The following is a 15,276-nucleotide window of genomic DNA, read 5'->3' as shown; positions in this document are numbered from 1 at the left end:
GAAGTGACGCCTTGGCCAACGGAATTGACCCCAGTACGTCAATGGCGGCGCTGTTCGGATCGCGGGTACGCAGACTCCGTACGGCGGCCGGAATGACCCAGGAGGAAGTCGGCCGGAAGACACACGTGGTGAGCACCCGGATCACCCAGATCGAGCGAGCCTCCGGGGCGAAACCCACGCTGGAGCTCGCACGGGCGCTCGACGCCGTCCTCGGCGCGGACAACCTGCTGGTCGAGCTGTGGCCGTACGTGTACCGGGAGACGTTCCCGGACTGGTCGCGGGCGTTCATCGCGCACTCGGAGCGGGCGGTGTCCGTCAGGCAGTACGCCGCCCATGTGGTGCCTGGGCTGTTGCAAACCGAGGAGTACGCACGGGCGGTGCTCGGCCTGGACGCGTTACTCGACGGCGAGGAGCAACTGGAGGAGCGTGTCACAGCCCGCCTGCAACGGCAGGAACGGCTGAGCTCGCCCGACCGACCAGAACTGTGCGTGGTTCTGGACGAGGCGGTTCTGAGACGTCCGATCGATGGTCACGCCGTGATGCGGAAGCAGTTGGAGCGACTGCTGGATGCGGCAGCAGAACGTCACATCACCGTTCAGGTACTGCCGTTCGACCAGGGCGGGCATGAGGCCATGGGCGGATCGCTGACGATCCTGACCCTGCCGGATGGCTCGGAAGTGGCCTACACAGAGGGCTCGGACTACGGCCAGCTCATCGAAGAACCGACCAACGTCGCCCGCTACAAGATGATTTACGATCGGCTGCGGGCGGCAGCCCTGCCCCCGCTCATGTCCCTCGACATGATCCGGTCCGTGATGGAGGGCGACTACCGTGGCACGAACATCCCGTCCCGATCTGAACGACGCCGCCTGGCGCAAGAGCAGCTACAGCAATCAGGCCGGGGGCGACTGCGTGGAGGTCGCCGACGGGTTCCCCGGCGCCGTTCCCGTCCGTGACAGCAAGGCCCCGCACGGCCCCGCCCTGTCCTTCGAGGCAGGCTCCTGGGCAGCGTTCATAAGCGAGTTGAAGGGCGGTCACCACCGCACCTGAGCCGACCAGGTCCCGGTCACGGTCCGTCTTCCGGAGCTGCCGGTCCCTCGTCCGCGAGGGGCCGGTGGGCCGCTGGCCTCCCTAAAGAACCGGTGGAAAGAACTACCCGCCCACCCACCCTCCCTGCCCCCGTCACCCGTCCGAGTGACCGGCTTGCAGGTGCGGGATGCGGGCGGTTACGTTCGCCGCGACAACCGCAAACAGATACGGCCCCCGGCCGGGACGGCAATCCCGAACGAGGGCCTGACCGATCAGGAAGCTCCAACCTTCCCAATGGCTGAAACGCAGTCTAACGCGCGCCTGCGCGCCGACGCCGGAGCTCCGACTTCCGGCGTGATCCACGTACGCACCCGCCTCACGGCCGACTTCACCGTGATCTCCAACGCCCTCGCCCAGCGGCGCGGCAGCGCCGTCACGATCGGCGTGGCGGTGTACATCCTCTCCCTGCCCACCGGCACTCCCGTGTCCATCGCCGCCCTGTGCGAGCACTTCACCGAGGGCGAGATCCTCATCTCGCGAGCGCTCAGGGAACTCGAAGCGGCCGGATACCTGGAACGCCGCCGCGAGCGACTGTCCACCGGGCAGATCCGTACCCGGACGTACTTCTACGACGTCCCCGGCGGGACCCCGGACCCGAGCCCGGACCCGGACCCGACCCCGGACCCGAGCGGGCCTCCCGAGCCGCCGAAGCCGCGTCGGCCCCGACAGCAGCGCGCCGCAGCGACGGCCGCACCCACGTCCGTACCCGTGCCCGTGCGGGAACCCATGCACGCACCCGCGCAGTCCGAGGCGGAGGTACCGCCCCCGCTCGCCGACGCCGATCCCCAGGCCGTCGCCGTACTCACCGCGCTGCGTCGAGTCGATCCGCGTCTGATCCTGTCCGGTCGGGAGGCCGCCTGCCTGGCACCGGCCGTCGCCCAGTGGCTCGCGGCGGGTGTGGGAGCGTCCCAGATCACCGAGTTGCTCACCGCGGGGCTCCCCGGCCAACTCCTCGTCCGTCCGGCAGGAATCCTCGCCTTCCGCCTACGCGAGACGCCTCTGCCCCTGCCCGCTCCACTTCCGTCGGCGTACCCCGTGGAACGTCCGGCGGCTGTCCTGCCCTTCCAGACCTGCGACGGCTGCGAACGTGCCTTCCGCGCCCCCACACCCGGCCACTGCCGCGACTGTCGATCGGGGGGCCGTCTCCGTGCGGCCGGTTGAGCCGGTGGGCGGGTGTGCGGTCGGACCCCGGGTGGGAGGCTTGATGTGCAACGATGCGAATCCCGCCATCAGCAACGGCGTCAGCAACTTCATCAAGAGGAGGTGGGGCATGGCCGACAGGTTCAAGGACGGACTTCTGACGCCCAGAGAGACCGCCTCCTACCTTCAGATTCCGCAGTCGACCCTCTTCTCGTGGCTGAAGGGCAGGGCCGCTGGAGCGCCTCTGGTCCATCAGGTGGAGCCGGTACGGAGGGGACAGCCTTCGGTGCCTTTCATCGCGGTCGCCGAGGCGCACGCCCTTCGTTCCCTGCGTTCCCTGGGGCTCCGCATGAGCGAGATCAGGGAGGCCGCGGCCGCCGTACGGGACGCCTTGGACACCCCGTACGGGCTCGTGTCCAAGCGGATCGCCACGGACGGCGTGGACATCTTCATCGAGCACGGTTGGGGTGACCTCCGCAGAGCCCGCGACGGCCAGGTCCCCATCGAGGAAGTGGTCTCCGACTATCTCCGCTACCTGACCTGGGAGCCGGGCGACGACTTCCCCTCCAGCCTGCGGCTGAGGCAGTACCCGGACTCCGTCCCCGTCGTGATCGATCCGAGGTTCGGTCACGGTCTCCCCGTGGTGGCCGCCAACCGGGTCTCGGTCAAGGCCATCACCGATCTGTGGGAGGCCGGGGAGTCCGTCGAGGACATCGCGTACGACTACGACATGACACCTGAGCAGGTGGATGCCCTCTGCCAAGCAGTGGTGCATCTTGCCGCCTGAGTTCTTCCTCGACCGGAACCTCGGCCGCCGTGTCGCCGAGGGGCTGAGAGCCGACGGGTGGACGGTTCACCGCATCGGAGACGTCTTCCCTGACGACGGGCAGAACGTCCCGGACGAGGAGTGGATCGCTCACGGTCTCGACCGTTCCTGGGTCCCGCTGTCGAAGGACGGGCGGATCAAGACCCGCGACCTGGAGATCCGGCCCGTGCTGGAGCGCGAGGCGGTGCTGTTCTACCTCGACAACCAGCAACTGCGCAGCATCGAGATGGTCGAACGGCTCGCCGCACACCGTGACGCGATCCACCGGACCGTCGAGAAGGGCGGTCCGGCGGCCTACGCCGTACGGCGCGACCGCATCGAGCGCACGTGGCCGCCCTGACTGGCGGGACAGCCACCCGAGTCACGAGGTCGCCGCGGCCGGATGTGGGGCCTGGCCCCTCGGACCGGCCCCATGCGACCCGACCGGCGCCCAGGACTTTCCCTCTGCCGGAAAAGGACGCCGGGCCCGATGGGTTGTTCGGGGTCGGGTCGGGCATGACTCGGGAATGCATTTAACGGATCACGGGGACGCAGCACGTCGTCCGGCGCCGGTCCCTCCCCTCGTGGGGACCGGTGCCGGACAGTGCCGATGCGTCCATCCGTGCCGTTCGGGCGTGGATCGGGGACGAATGCCGGATCCCGGTGGATCCCTCGGGCTCGGGTGGGGAGACCGGCGGCGCCGTCCCGTGACTCCGGCGGAAGCCGGCGGGGCACGTGCCAAGCCGTGGGGTGTCTCTCCGAGCGCTGAGCTGGTGGCCTGTCCTGGTGACGTCCGGTTGCCGCGCTGTTACGGGGCGATCCTGCCAGTTTCGGCTTCGCGCGAGGAGGTTCCGGTACCCGTCCGGACACGTAACCGCAGGTCAGCCGTATAAAGTGAGTTTTCCGGTCCGGATGTTCAAGCGCGAGGGAAGTAAGGGGTGGAGACCTTGAGTTCCGACTCAGGGGCACGCACGGCCTTCGCGGAGCGACTCGCCCTGCTGTACAAGGAGGCCGGCAACCCTCCCCTCAAGAGCGTCGCCGAGGCGGTCGTACGGCTGCAGCGGGTCGACGAGCGCGGGCGATCCGTGCGGGTGTCGTCGCAGCGGATCAGTGACTGGCGGCGGGCCAAGAACGTACCGGCCCAGTTCGCCGCTCTCGCGGCGGTGCTTCATGTCCTCATACCCCAGGCACGGCGGGCGCGGCCCGCCCCGGTGTCCAACGGACTGTACGACCTGGGGCAGTGGCAGCGGCTGTGGGAACAGGCGGTGGCCGATCCGGTCTCGGAGCGTCCCGCCGCCGAGACGGAGGCGGGCGAGGAACAGCGGGTCCGGGCGGACGCCTCGTCCGTGGCCGGTGGGGTGTGTCCGTATCGGGGGCTGGCCTCCTACCGGCAGCAGGACGCCGGGTGGTTCTTCGGGCGGGAGCGGAGCACGGAGGCCCTGGTCGCGCAGTTGCGCGCGGCCGAGCCGACCGGTGGTCTGGTGGTGCTCGTGGGTGCGTCGGGGGCGGGGAAGTCGTCCCTGTTGAACGCCGGTCTGGTGCCCGCGGTGCGGGACGGGGCGCTCAGCGGCGGGAGCGGTCCGGCACGTCCGGTGCTCCAGCTCGTCCCCGGTGCCGATCCGCTCAAGGAGTTGATCCGTCGGGTTCCCGAACTGAACGACGTCGCCACGGACATCGCCTCGGACATCGCCATGGAGATCTCCACCGACATCGCCACCGACGTCGCCTTCGACACGGCCGAGTCCCAGGCGTTCGCCGGCTCGGTGCAGGAGGCCTTCGCCGGGTGGGCGCGGCGTGAGGCGCCGTCCGGTGGGCGTCCCGTCGTCATCGTGGACCAGTTCGAGGAGGCGTTCACCCTCTGCTCCGACGAGGCCGACCGGCGGGCCTTCGTCCAGGTCCTGCACGCCGCGTCCACGCCCCCCGGGCCGGGAGCGCCCACCGACCCGGACGCGCCAGGCGACTGCCCGGCCCCCGTTCTCGTGGTCCTCGGGATCCGTGCCGACTTCTACGAGCAGTGCCTCGGATATCCCGAACTGGCCGACGCGCTCCAGCACCGCCACATGGTGCTCGGCCCCCTCACCGCCACGGAGTTACGGGAGGCGGTGACCGGTCCGGCCAAGGCGGTCGGGCTGGAGTTGGAGCCGGGGCTGGCGGAGCTGATCGTGCGGGAGGTGAGCGCCGACGGACCGCGCGGGGCGCACGACGCGGGGGCGCTGCCGCTGCTGTCGCACGCGCTGCTCGCCACCTGGCAGCGGCGCAAGGCGGGGCGGCTGACGCTGGCCGGATATCGCGCGGCGGGCGGGATCCAGGGCGCGGTGGCCGCGACCGCCGAGCGGGCCTGGTCGGGGCTGGACCCGGCGGCACGTACGGCAGCGCGGCTGCTTCTGCTGCGGCTGGTCCGGCTGAGCGAGGACACCCAGGCCACCCGGCGGCGGGGGACGCGGCGGCAACTGGCGGAGGAGTCGACGGACCCCGGCAAGACGGAGGAGTCGCTCGAAGCGCTGGTGCGGGCCCGGCTGGTGACGATGGACGCGGAGACCGTCGAGATCACCCACGAGGCGCTGCTGCACGCCTGGCCCCGGCTGCGCGACTGGATCGACGAGGACCGGGGCAGCAATCTGCTGCGTCAGCGGCTGGAGGAGGACGGCCGGGCCTGGGAGGACTCGAACCGTGACACCTCCCTGCTGTACCGGGGCTCCCGGCTGGAGCAGGCGCACAGCTGGGCGAAGACCGCCGGTGACATCTTCCTGACCCGTGGCGCGACGGACTTCCTGGCCGCTTCGGTACGGCTGCGCAGGCGGACCGTCTGGATCAGCCGCGGCGCGGTGTCGGCACTGTTGGTGCTGGCGCTCGTGGCCGTCGGTTCGGCGGTGGTCGCCTGGCAGCAGCGCAACGACGCGGTGTTCGAGCAGGTGGTCGCCGAGGCGGACCGCGTCCAGTACACGGACCCCTCGCTGTCCGCACAGCTCGACCTGGTCGCGCACGGGCTGCGGCCGGACGACGAGGGCACCCGCAATCGCCTGATCTCGATCGTGAACGCCCCGCTGGCCACTCCCCTGCTCGGCCACACCGGCGCCGTCTACCTCACCTCGTTCAGCCCGAACGGAAAGCTTTTGGCCACCGCGAGCTACGACCGCACCGTCCGGCTGTGGAACGTGGCCGACCCGTCCCGTCCCCGGCCCCTGGGCAAACCCCTGACCGGCCACACCAGTTGGGTGAGCAGCGCGGTCTTCAGCCCCGACGGCAAGACCCTCGCCAGCGCGGCGGACGACGGCACGATCCGGCTGTGGGACGTACGGGACCCGGCTCACCCCAAGTCGCTCGGCGCACCGCTGACCGGTCACAAAGGCACCATCTACCTGGTCGCCTTCAGCCCGGACGGGAGCACGCTGGCCTCCGCCGGCGAGGACCACACCGTACGGCTGTGGGACGTACGGCATCCGCGCGCGCCGAAGTCGCTCGGGGCGCTGACCGGGCACCGGGCCGCCGTGCGGTCCGTGGCGTTCAGCCCGGACGGGCGGACGCTGGCCGCCGGGGGCGACGACCACACGATCCGGCTGTGGGACACGACCGACCCACAAGATCCGCGGCGGTTCGACACCAAGCTGGCCGGACACACCGGCACCGTGCACTCCGTGGCCTTCAGCCCCGACGGCTCCACCCTCGCCAGCGGCGGCGCGGACGACACCGTCCGCCTGTGGGACGTGTCCGACCCCCGTCGGGGCGCCCAGTTGGGCACGCCGCTGTCCGGGCACACCGGCCCCGTCTGGTCGGTGGCCTTCAGCCCCGACGGGAGCGAGCTCGCCGCCGGCAGCGCGGACAGCACGGCGAGCCTGTGGAACGTGAGCGATCCGGCCTACCCCTCGCAGGTCGGGGAGCCGCTCGCGGGCAGCAGCGGCGAGATGTACGCCGTCGGCTTCAGCCCCGACGGCAGGACCCTGGCCACCGGGAGCGGCGACAGCAAGGTCCGCCTGTGGTCCGTCCCGAGGGGCGACATGATCGGCCGCACCGGGGTGTTCCGTCCGGACGGGCGGGTGCTGGCCACGGCCGGGCGCGACGGACGGATCCGGCTGTGGAACGTGGAGCGGCCCGGTCGGCCGGTGTCGCTGGGCGAGCCGTTCATGCCCGGGGACGGCGGCCAGCGCGCGCCGTTGTTCTCCCCCGACGGCCGCACGCTCGCGGTGCTGACGGGGAACCGGGCCGTGCATCTGTGGAACGTCAGCGACCCCGCCCACCCCGTCCCCGCCGGGCCGCCGATCGAGCTGCGGACCCGGTTCATGGGCCCCGACGCGCTGGCCTACAGCCCGGACGGGCGCACCCTGGCGACCGCCTACGACGACCGCACGATCCAGCTGTGGAACGTCGAGGACCCCTCCCATGTCGTTCCGCTCGGCAAGCCGCTGACCGGGCACCGGGGCTACATCAACTCCCTTGTGTTCAGCCTCGACGGCAAGACCCTCGCCAGCGGCAGCGCGGACGGCACCGTCCGGCTGTGGAACGCCGCCGACCCCGGGCACGCCACTCTTCTGGGCACTCCGCTCACCGGGCACCATGGCCCCATCAACACGCTCGCGTTCAGCCGGGACGGCCACACCCTGGCCAGTGGCAGCGACGACGACACGGTCCGGCTCTGGGACGTCACCGACCCGGTCGCCGCGACCTCGCTGGGCTCCCCGCTCACCGGCCACACCGAGGCGGTCGTCTCGCTGACGTTCAGCCGGGACGGGCGCACCCTCGCCAGCGGCGGCAACGACAACACGGTCCGGCTGTGGGACGTCGCCCATCCCGATGACGCCGCGCCCATCGGGCAGTCGATGAGCCCCAACGCGAAGACGGGCAACTTCCTGTCGTTCAGCCCCAGGAGCCAGATGCTCGGGGTGTCCAGCGGCGCCGACACCGTACGGCTGTGGAATCTGGACGTCGAGGACGCCATCGACCGGATCTGCTCGACCACGCGGGGTGTGCTGACGTCGCAGAAGTGGCACGAGTACCTGCCCCGGCTCTCCTACCGGCCCCCGTGCGACCAGTGACACGGCCCGGGCGTGCGGTCGCCCGGTCGTCCGGTCGTCCGGTCGTCCGGTCGTCCGGTCGTCCGGTCGTCCGGTCCTGCGCACAGGTTGGACCGTTTTTTGAACGTGATCCCGATCACAACTTCTTGGTCCGGCTCAGCAGTCGGCTCCCACCGGACATGCGGCGTTGTTAGTGTTGGCCATAGCCCGATCGCTGGTGCATCCCCCGTCGCCAGCGGTCGGGCGTTTCCGTGTCCCGCGGAGCCCGGCCCCGCCGCCGCTCCGGGAAGGTGGTGGGTGCTGCCGTGAGCAGGCGTGTCGTCGTCGTGACCGCCGTCCACGCCCCGTCGGCCCACTTCCTGCGGGAGGCCTACGCCTCGCTGCGCGCGCAGGAGCTGCCCGACGGCTGGGGCTGGCACTGGGTGATCCAGGAGGACGGGGCCACCGGCGACGTCGTCCCTCATGTCCCCGACGACGCCCGGGTGACGTTCCGGCAGGGCCGGCCCGGCGGTCCCGGTGTCGCCCGCACGATCGCGCTCGCGCACGCCGACGGCGACTACGTGAAGATCCTGGACGCCGACGACCGGCTCGCCCCCGGCACCCTGGCCCGCGACCTGACCGCCCTGGAGGCCGACCGCACCCTCGGGTGGGCGACCTCCCGCGCCCTGGACCACCTGCCCGACGGTTCCACGGTCGGCTTCCCCGGGGACCCCGACCACGGGCCGATAGAGCGCGGCGCCGTTCTCGACTTCTGGAAGGCGAACGACTTCCGCTCCCAGGTCCATCCGGCGACACTCTGCGTCCGCAGGGACCTCCTGGTGGCCCTCGGCGGCTGGATGGCGTTACCCGCGTCCGAGGACACCGGCCTGCTGCTCGCGCTCAACTCCGTGAGCCGCGGCTGGTTCTCCGAGGAGGTGGGGCTCCTCTACCGCAAGTGGGACGGCCAGATGACCGGCCAGGCCTCGCACACCGACCCGGCGGAGCGAGAGGCCCGGATGACGGTGGTGGAGGCCAGGGCGCGGGCGTTGGCGTCGTTGCGATGGGAGTACGGGCAGGGCCGCCCCGACCGGCGGCCGGGGTCCGGGGCCTGATCCTCCCGACCCTCCTGATCCCCCTGCCGTTTTTAGCGCTCCGCCGCGGTGGCGAGCCAGTTGGCGAGGGTGCGGACGGTGGTCTCGTCCAGTCGGTCGACGAGGGTCTGTACGGCTGTCACGTCGTCCGGCGCGAGATCGTAGCGGCCCGCTTTGCTCAGACCCGCCATGAGCACCTGGTGCCGGCGGTCGTGCATGCGCTCGGCGAGCTTGGTGGGTTCCTTCTTGAGGGGTTCCTTCTTGGTTTCCTCGGCGGGGGTGGGGGTCGGCGACGTGGTCGGAGTGACAGGCGTGGCGGAGGCGTCGTAGCGGTGCCAGTCCTCGTCCTTCGGGCCCCACAGCGCGACGGTCACCTCGTCGCCACGGGCCCGGAGGGTCTGGGTCATCTCGCCGAGCGCGTACAGGACGGGTGAGCGGTCGGGCGACTCCGCGCCCAGCTGCCAGGAGGCCGTGTCCGGCCGGTAGAACAGCGCGACCCAGCGGGGAGTCCCCTGCGGTCGCGTGCACTCGGGTCGGGTCTCCATGACACTCACCCCTTCGACTCGGCACGGTTTCTACGCGGCGCGGCACGGCACGGTTTCTACGCGGCGCGGCACAGCGGGGCGACCATACCTGACGGGTCGTCAGATCTCCAGGGTCGGCGGTCATGGCGGGGCCGCCGCAGCCGGTACTCTGGGGCGGCTGCGGCACCTTTCACGATCACCACCCCACGCCACGAGGTGAGTTCGGCCTGCGGCCATCGACACGTCCGACGGCATGAGGATGACGAACAGGTGCTGATTGCGGGCCGATACCGGCTGCAGGATCCGATCGGTCGCGGTGCGATGGGAGAGGTCTGGCGGGGCTACGACGAGTCGCTCGGCAGAGCTGTGGCCGTCAAGCTGCTCCTTCCCCACGACTCCGACCCCACGGCCACCGCCCGCTTCCGGCTGGAGGCCCAGACCGCGGGGCGGCTCAACCACCCTTACGTGGTGGGGGTGTACGACTTCGGCGAGTACGACGGCCGGCTCTTCCTCGTGATGGAACTGGTCGAGGGCGACAGCCTCGCCGGCCGTCTCAGCAAGGGCGGACCACTGCCAGCCGAGCAGGTGGCCCGGATCGCCGCCCAGGCCGCCGCGGGGCTCGCCGCGGCCCATCAGCAGGGCATCGTGCACCGCGACATCAAGCCCGCCAACCTGTTGCAGGACGCCGAAGGCACCCTAAAGATCGGCGACTTCGGCATCGCCCGCTTCATCGACGACCCGTCCGGCGCGCTCACCACCACCGGGCAGATCGTCGGCACCAGCCTCTATCTCGCCCCCGAGCGGGCCCTCGGCCGGCCCGCCGGACCGGCCTGCGACGTGTACGCGCTGGGCTGTGTGCTGTACCAACTCCTCACCGGGCGCACGCCGTTCCGGGCCCCGACCGCGGTCGCGATCCTGCACCAGCATCTCGACACCCCGCCCGTGCCGCCCCGGCAACTCGGCGTCTCCCTCCCTCCCGCCTTCGAGAACTACCTGCTCGGGCTGCTCGCCAAGCGCCCCGAGGACCGGCCGGCCGCACAGCAGGTCGCCGAGTGGTTCGGCGCCGGAGCGTGGCAGGGGCGACCCGAACCACTGCCCGCACCCGCGCCCATGTCGATGCCGACGCCCAGGCATACGCGTGCGCATGCGCCCAGGCATACGCCCACGCCCAACGGGCCCCCTACGACATACGCGCTGCCGACGGCCTCCCGACGGGCGGACCGGCGTCCGCAGCGGCCCAGAACGGGCGGGCTGATCGCGGGAGTGGTGGTGTTCCTGGCCGCGATGATCGCCGGCATGCTGTGGTTCGCGCCGGGACGCAGTTCCGCGGAGAGCCCGGCCGGCGACACCCCGGGTACTACGGCCCCCGCCGTCACCCCGGCCTCGACACCGAGCGCCGCCCCCGCCACGGAGGCCGCGCTGGATGTCGTACCCGAGCCTTCCCTGACCACGTCCTCCCCCGCGGCAGCCCCGGAGGAGGAGAAGCGCGAGAAGGGCGAGAAGCGGCCACCTGAACAGGACAAGGGCGAGGACAAGGGCGAGGACAAGGGCAGCGAAGAGGAAGACGAAGACGGGACCGACGAGGGCTGAGACTGAGGACTCGGGCGCCCGTCAGTTGCTCCAGGTCTCGTCAGTTGTTCCAGCTCTCGTCGTACGGGTCGTGCGGCGCCGGGACCGGCCTGGCGGCCGTGACGTCGAGGTACGGGATCGGGCCGTGGTTGACCGGGTCCTTGGCGCGGCGGGCGGTGTAGGTGCCGGTGACCTCCAGCCAGGTGTCCGGTTGCAGGACCGGGGGGATTTGGCCGGTCAGGCCGATCTTCACCGGCTGCGCGTCGGCGGCACAGCAGTTGAGGGCCATGCGGACCAGGTAGGGGGCGCCGGTGCGGTCCAGCGCCACGAAGCCGGCGACCTTGATCTGCCGGCCCTCCAGGGAACGGCCCCGGTCGTAGATCGCGCGGCCCGCGTAGTCGACCAGGCTGAGGCGCAGGGTGCCGTCGGCGGGGAGATCCGCGTAGCCGTACGGCTGTTGCAGGGCCGTGCCGGTGCGCAGGGCGCTGTAGGAGCCGAGGGCGGGCGGCGCGACCAGGATCAGGGCGAGGAGCGGGAGGACGAGCAGCCAGGAGACCCGGGGTTCGCGGTGGGCGTGACCCAAGTGGCCCGAGTGGCCGCCCTCTTGGCCCCCGTGCTCTGCGGACTCTGCGTGCTCTGCGTGCTCTGCGTGCTCTGCGTGCTCTGCGGGCTCTGCGTGCTCTGCGGGCTGTGAGGGCTCTGCGTGGCCCTCCTTCTTCGCCCGCCACTCGTACCAGACCGTCGCCAGGGCCGCCGCGATGAGGACGACGCCGGAGGCCAGCAGCATCGGGCGCAGGCCGGCCTTGACGTAGCGCAGGTAGAGGTCGGTGAAGCCGGCGTGCAGGAGGGCCGCGCCGAGCAGGAACAGGACCGCCGCCTGTGCCTGGCGGTTCACAGCAGCACCGCCCCGGTCAGGACCGACACGGTGACCCCCATTGCGAAGGTGGCGGGTGCGAAGCGCAGGGCGAAGCCGCGGCCGAACGTGCCCGCCTGCATCGCGAACAGTTTCAGGTCGACCATCGGGCCGACGACCAGGAACGCCAGCCGCGCGGTGAGCGAGAACTGCGACAGCGAGGCGGCCACGAACGCGTCCGCCTCCGAGCAGATCGACAACAGCACGGCCAGGACCGCGAGGGCGAGCACGGACACCACCGGGTTGCCGGCCGCCATGCGCAGCCACTCCTCGGGGACGACGGCCTTGAGAGTGGCCGCGGCCATCGCGCCGACCACCAAGAATCCCCCGGCGTGCATCACGTCATGGCGGACCGAGCCCCAGAACGCGGCCCCCTTGCTCTGGCCGTCGTAGGCCGCGCGGGCCGGCGGGCGCAGCCACTCGGCGCGGCCGACGCGCTGCCACAGCCAGCCCATCGCGCAGGCCACCAGCAGGCTCGCGACGAAACGGGCGAGGACCATCTCGGGGTCGTTCGGGAAGGCGACGGCGGTCGCCGTCAGCACGATCGGGTTGATCGCCGGGGCGGACAGCAGGAACGCGAGCGCGGCGGCCGGGGTGACGCCCCGGCGCACCAGTGCCCCGGCCACCGGTACGGACGCGCACTCGCAGCCAGGCAGCACCGCGCCCGCCATGCCCGCCACCGGAACCGCCAGCGCGGGGCGTTTCGGCAGCGCGCGGGCGAAGAAGGACGGCGGGACGAACACCGCGATGGCCGCCGACAGCAGCACCCCCAGCACCAGGAAGGGCAGCGCCTGCACGATCACCGCGACGAACACGGTCATCCAGCTCTGCATCACCGGCGCGGACAGCGCCCGCCGGATCGGGCCCTGCGCCAGCACCAGGAGAATGAGCAACAGGGTGAGCGTGAGCGGCGAGTTGAGGCGGCGCGGGCCCTCCGTGTCCGGCGCCGGACCGATGTCCGCCCCGCTGTCCCGCCCGCTGTCCCGCGGGGCTGCTTTGGTGACGGCCACGGCCGAGGTACCTCCGGTGGTGCGAAAGGGCGCTGGTTTCGCTCCCCTCTCATACGGCTGACGAGGAGTGCCCGTTCAGTGAACACCGGAACCGGGTGCTGCAACCACCTGCCCCGTTGAGGCAGTCTTGCCCCTCGTGGCAACTGTTCCGAATCAGAGTTCGCCGGGTGACGCGAGCACGCACATGGTGGTGTGCGGTGACGACGGGCTCGCGCACCGACTGGCCGCCGAACTGCGCGGGGTGTACGGGGAGCGGGTCACGCTCGTCGTACCGCCCTCCGAACGCGGCGTACGGACCCCGGTGGTCGGACGGGCCCGCACCGCGTCGGCGCTGCTCGACCGGGTGGTGAACGCGGCCGTCAACCGGGGCGGGGGCAACGGCGCCGCCGAGCCGCCCGCCCCCGAAGCCCGGGTGGTGGAGGCCGCCGAGCCGGCCGAGGCCGCCCTCGCCGAGGCGGGCGTGGACCGGGCGGCTGCCCTCGCGCTCATGTACGACGACGACGAGACCAACATCCGGGCCGCCCTCACCGCCCGCCGCCTCAACCCGCGGCTGCGGCTGGTGCTGCGGCTGTACAACCGGCGGCTGGGCCAGCACATCGAGGAACTCCTCGACCAGGCGGCGGCGTTGGCGACGGGCGGTACGACCGGGCCGTCCTCGGTGTTCGACGCCTCCACGACCGTCATGTCCGACGCCGACACGGCCGCACCCGCGCTGGCGGCCTCCGCGATCGTCGGCACCAGCAAGGTCGTCCAGACCGACGGGCTGCTGCTGCGCGCGGTGGAACGGCCGCCGCCGGGGCCCGGCCGGGTGGCCGACCCGGGGCTGGCCACCCTCGCGCTGCTGTCCGCGACCGGCAACGATCCGGCGGGCGCGGACGGTTCCGAGAGCGGCGACGACCAGGTTCCCCTGCTCCTGCCGGACGCGGCGACGGTACGGGCCGCCACCGGGCGCGGGACCGTCGTACTGGAACAGGTCTCGTACTCCGGGCCCTCGCTGCCCGCCAGGCGCGGGATCGTACCGCCGTTCGCCTCGTTGTTCTCGCGGCGGCTGCGGTGGTCGCTGGCGGGGTCGGTGGGGTGCGTGATCGCGCTGGCGGTGGCGCTGTGGCTGGTCACGCCCGGTATGCATCCGCTGGCCGCGTTCTATCTGACGTTGCTCGATCTCTTCGCCATCGACGACCCGGCCATCGGGGCGGCGACCGGACGGCAGATCCTTCAACTCCTCTCCGGTCTGGTCGGGTTGCTGCTCCTGCCGGTGCTGCTGGCCGCGGTGCTCGAAGCGCTGGGCACCTTCCGGAGCGCGTCCGCGTTGCGCAAGCCGCCGCGTGGGATCGGCGGGCATGTCGTGCTGCTCGGGCTCGGCAAGATCGGTACGCGGGTGCTGATGCGGCTGCGTGAGCTGAACATCCCCGTGGTGTGCGTGGAATCCGATCCCGAGGCACGCGGGCTCGCGACGGCACGACGGCTGCGGGTGCCGGTGGTGCTCGGGGACGTCACCCAGGAGGGCGTCCTGGAATCCGCCAAGATCCACCGCGCGCAGACGCTGCTCGCGGTGACCAGCGCGGACACGACGAACCTGGAGGCCGTGCTGTACGCCCGATCCGTACGGCCCGACCTGCGGGTCGTCCTTCGGTTGTACGACGACGACTTCGCGACCGCCGTGTACCGCACCCTGCGGGCCGCGCACCCGGCGGCGTCCACGCGGAGCCGGAGTGTGTCGCATCTGGCGGCACCCGCGTTCGCCGGGGCGATGATGGGGCGGCAGATCCTGGGGGCGATCCCGGTCGAGCGGCGGGTGCTGTTGTTCGCGGCGGTGGAGGTGGGCGGGCATCCGCAGTTGGACGGGAAGACGGTCGGGGAGGCGTTCCGGGCCGGGTCCTGGCGGGTGTTGGCGTTGGACACGGGGGTCCTGGCCGACCGACGGGAGGAGCCGGCCTCGGAGGAGGCCTATGACGACGTACGGCCCTCGGGGGGCTCGGGGCTGGTGTGGGATCTGCCGGACACGTATGTCCTGCGGGGCTCGGACCGGGTGGTCATCGCCGCCACCCGTCGGGGGCTGGCGGAGTTGCTGGGACGGCGGAGCCGGGAGCGGGCGGGCACTTAGGAGTGCCACACCCGCCCGCCACACTCACCCGCCGCCCGGCGCC

The 15,276-nt window shown here is 71.8% G+C and carries 12 protein-coding genes; 9 read left to right on the top strand and 3 right to left on the bottom strand.

The genetic code is table 11. The features are described from left to right. Window positions 1-41: 41 nt before the first annotated feature. The 7 genes from AB0H86_RS06175 to AB0H86_RS06145 all read left to right on the top strand — a co-directional run bounded on the left by AB0H86_RS06175 (window position 42) and on the right by AB0H86_RS06145 (window position 9,134). Window positions 42-956, top strand: a complete 915-nt coding sequence (locus tag AB0H86_RS06175; protein ID WP_362433724.1) for a helix-turn-helix transcriptional regulator — start codon at window positions 42-44, stop codon at window positions 954-956. Beyond that, window positions 913-1,050, top strand: a complete 138-nt coding sequence (locus AB0H86_RS06170; RefSeq protein WP_362433511.1) for a DUF397 domain-containing protein — start codon at window positions 913-915, stop codon at window positions 1,048-1,050. Before AB0H86_RS06175 ends, AB0H86_RS06170 begins: the two co-directional genes overlap by 44 nt. 273 nt (window positions 1,051-1,323) lie before the next feature. Further along, window positions 1,324-2,250: a hypothetical protein gene (locus tag AB0H86_RS06165; RefSeq protein ID WP_362433509.1), complete on the top strand. Its 927-nt coding sequence runs from the start codon at window positions 1,324-1,326 to the stop codon at window positions 2,248-2,250. Window positions 2,251-2,359: 109 nt separating this feature from the next. Beyond that, window positions 2,360-3,016 carry a DUF433 domain-containing protein gene (locus AB0H86_RS06160; RefSeq protein ID WP_362433507.1) on the top strand — a complete coding sequence of 219 codons (657 nt, stop codon included), beginning with the start codon at window positions 2,360-2,362 and terminating at the stop codon, window positions 3,014-3,016. After that, on the top strand, window positions 3,006-3,395 hold the full coding sequence (locus AB0H86_RS06155) for a toxin-antitoxin system, toxin component, PIN family protein (protein WP_362433505.1): 390 nt from the start codon (window positions 3,006-3,008) through the stop codon (window positions 3,393-3,395). Before AB0H86_RS06160 ends, AB0H86_RS06155 begins: the two co-directional genes overlap by 11 nt. 577 nt (window positions 3,396-3,972) lie before the next feature. Further along, window positions 3,973-8,064 (top strand): AAA family ATPase, encoded by a 4,092-nt coding sequence (locus AB0H86_RS06150; protein ID WP_362433503.1) that lies wholly within the window; start codon window positions 3,973-3,975, stop codon window positions 8,062-8,064. Window positions 8,065-8,348: 284 nt separating this feature from the next. Continuing rightward, on the top strand, window positions 8,349-9,134 hold the full coding sequence (locus AB0H86_RS06145) for a glycosyltransferase family 2 protein (RefSeq protein WP_362433501.1): 786 nt from the start codon (window positions 8,349-8,351) through the stop codon (window positions 9,132-9,134). A gap of 32 nt (window positions 9,135-9,166) precedes the next feature. On the opposite strand, the gene AB0H86_RS06140 is transcribed toward AB0H86_RS06145, so the two are convergent. Next, on the bottom strand, window positions 9,167-9,658 hold the full coding sequence (locus AB0H86_RS06140) for a hypothetical protein (protein WP_362433498.1): 492 nt from the start codon (window positions 9,656-9,658) through the stop codon (window positions 9,167-9,169). Between the two features lie 249 nt (window positions 9,659-9,907). Here AB0H86_RS06140 and AB0H86_RS06135 point away from each other — a divergent pair, with 249 nt between their 5' ends. Then, window positions 9,908-11,227 carry a protein kinase gene (locus AB0H86_RS06135; protein ID WP_362433495.1) on the top strand — a complete coding sequence of 440 codons (1,320 nt, stop codon included), beginning with the start codon at window positions 9,908-9,910 and terminating at the stop codon, window positions 11,225-11,227. 40 nt (window positions 11,228-11,267) lie between these two features. On the opposite strand, the gene AB0H86_RS06130 is transcribed toward AB0H86_RS06135, so the two are convergent. Beyond that, window positions 11,268-12,101: a TIGR03943 family protein gene (locus tag AB0H86_RS06130; protein WP_362433493.1), complete on the bottom strand. Its 834-nt coding sequence runs from the start codon at window positions 12,099-12,101 to the stop codon at window positions 11,268-11,270. Beyond that, complete coding sequence (locus AB0H86_RS06125; protein ID WP_362433722.1) at window positions 12,098-13,075, bottom strand: permease; 978 nt, start codon at window positions 13,073-13,075, stop codon at window positions 12,098-12,100. The genes AB0H86_RS06130 and AB0H86_RS06125 overlap by 4 nt, the downstream gene beginning before the upstream one ends. Window positions 13,076-13,313: 238 nt before the next feature. On the opposite strand from AB0H86_RS06125, the gene AB0H86_RS06120 reads away from it, so the two are divergent. Next, window positions 13,314-15,233: an NAD-binding protein gene (locus AB0H86_RS06120; protein WP_362433720.1), complete on the top strand. Its 1,920-nt coding sequence runs from the start codon at window positions 13,314-13,316 to the stop codon at window positions 15,231-15,233. Window positions 15,234-15,276: the final 43 nt, after the last annotated feature.

Source organism: Streptomyces sp. NPDC050997 (assembly GCF_040660135.1).
Classification (GTDB): domain Bacteria; phylum Actinomycetota; class Actinomycetes; order Streptomycetales; family Streptomycetaceae; genus Streptomyces.
The sequence above is the reverse complement of the archived record's forward strand: the minus strand, read 5'-3'. Positions and strand labels throughout refer to the sequence as shown.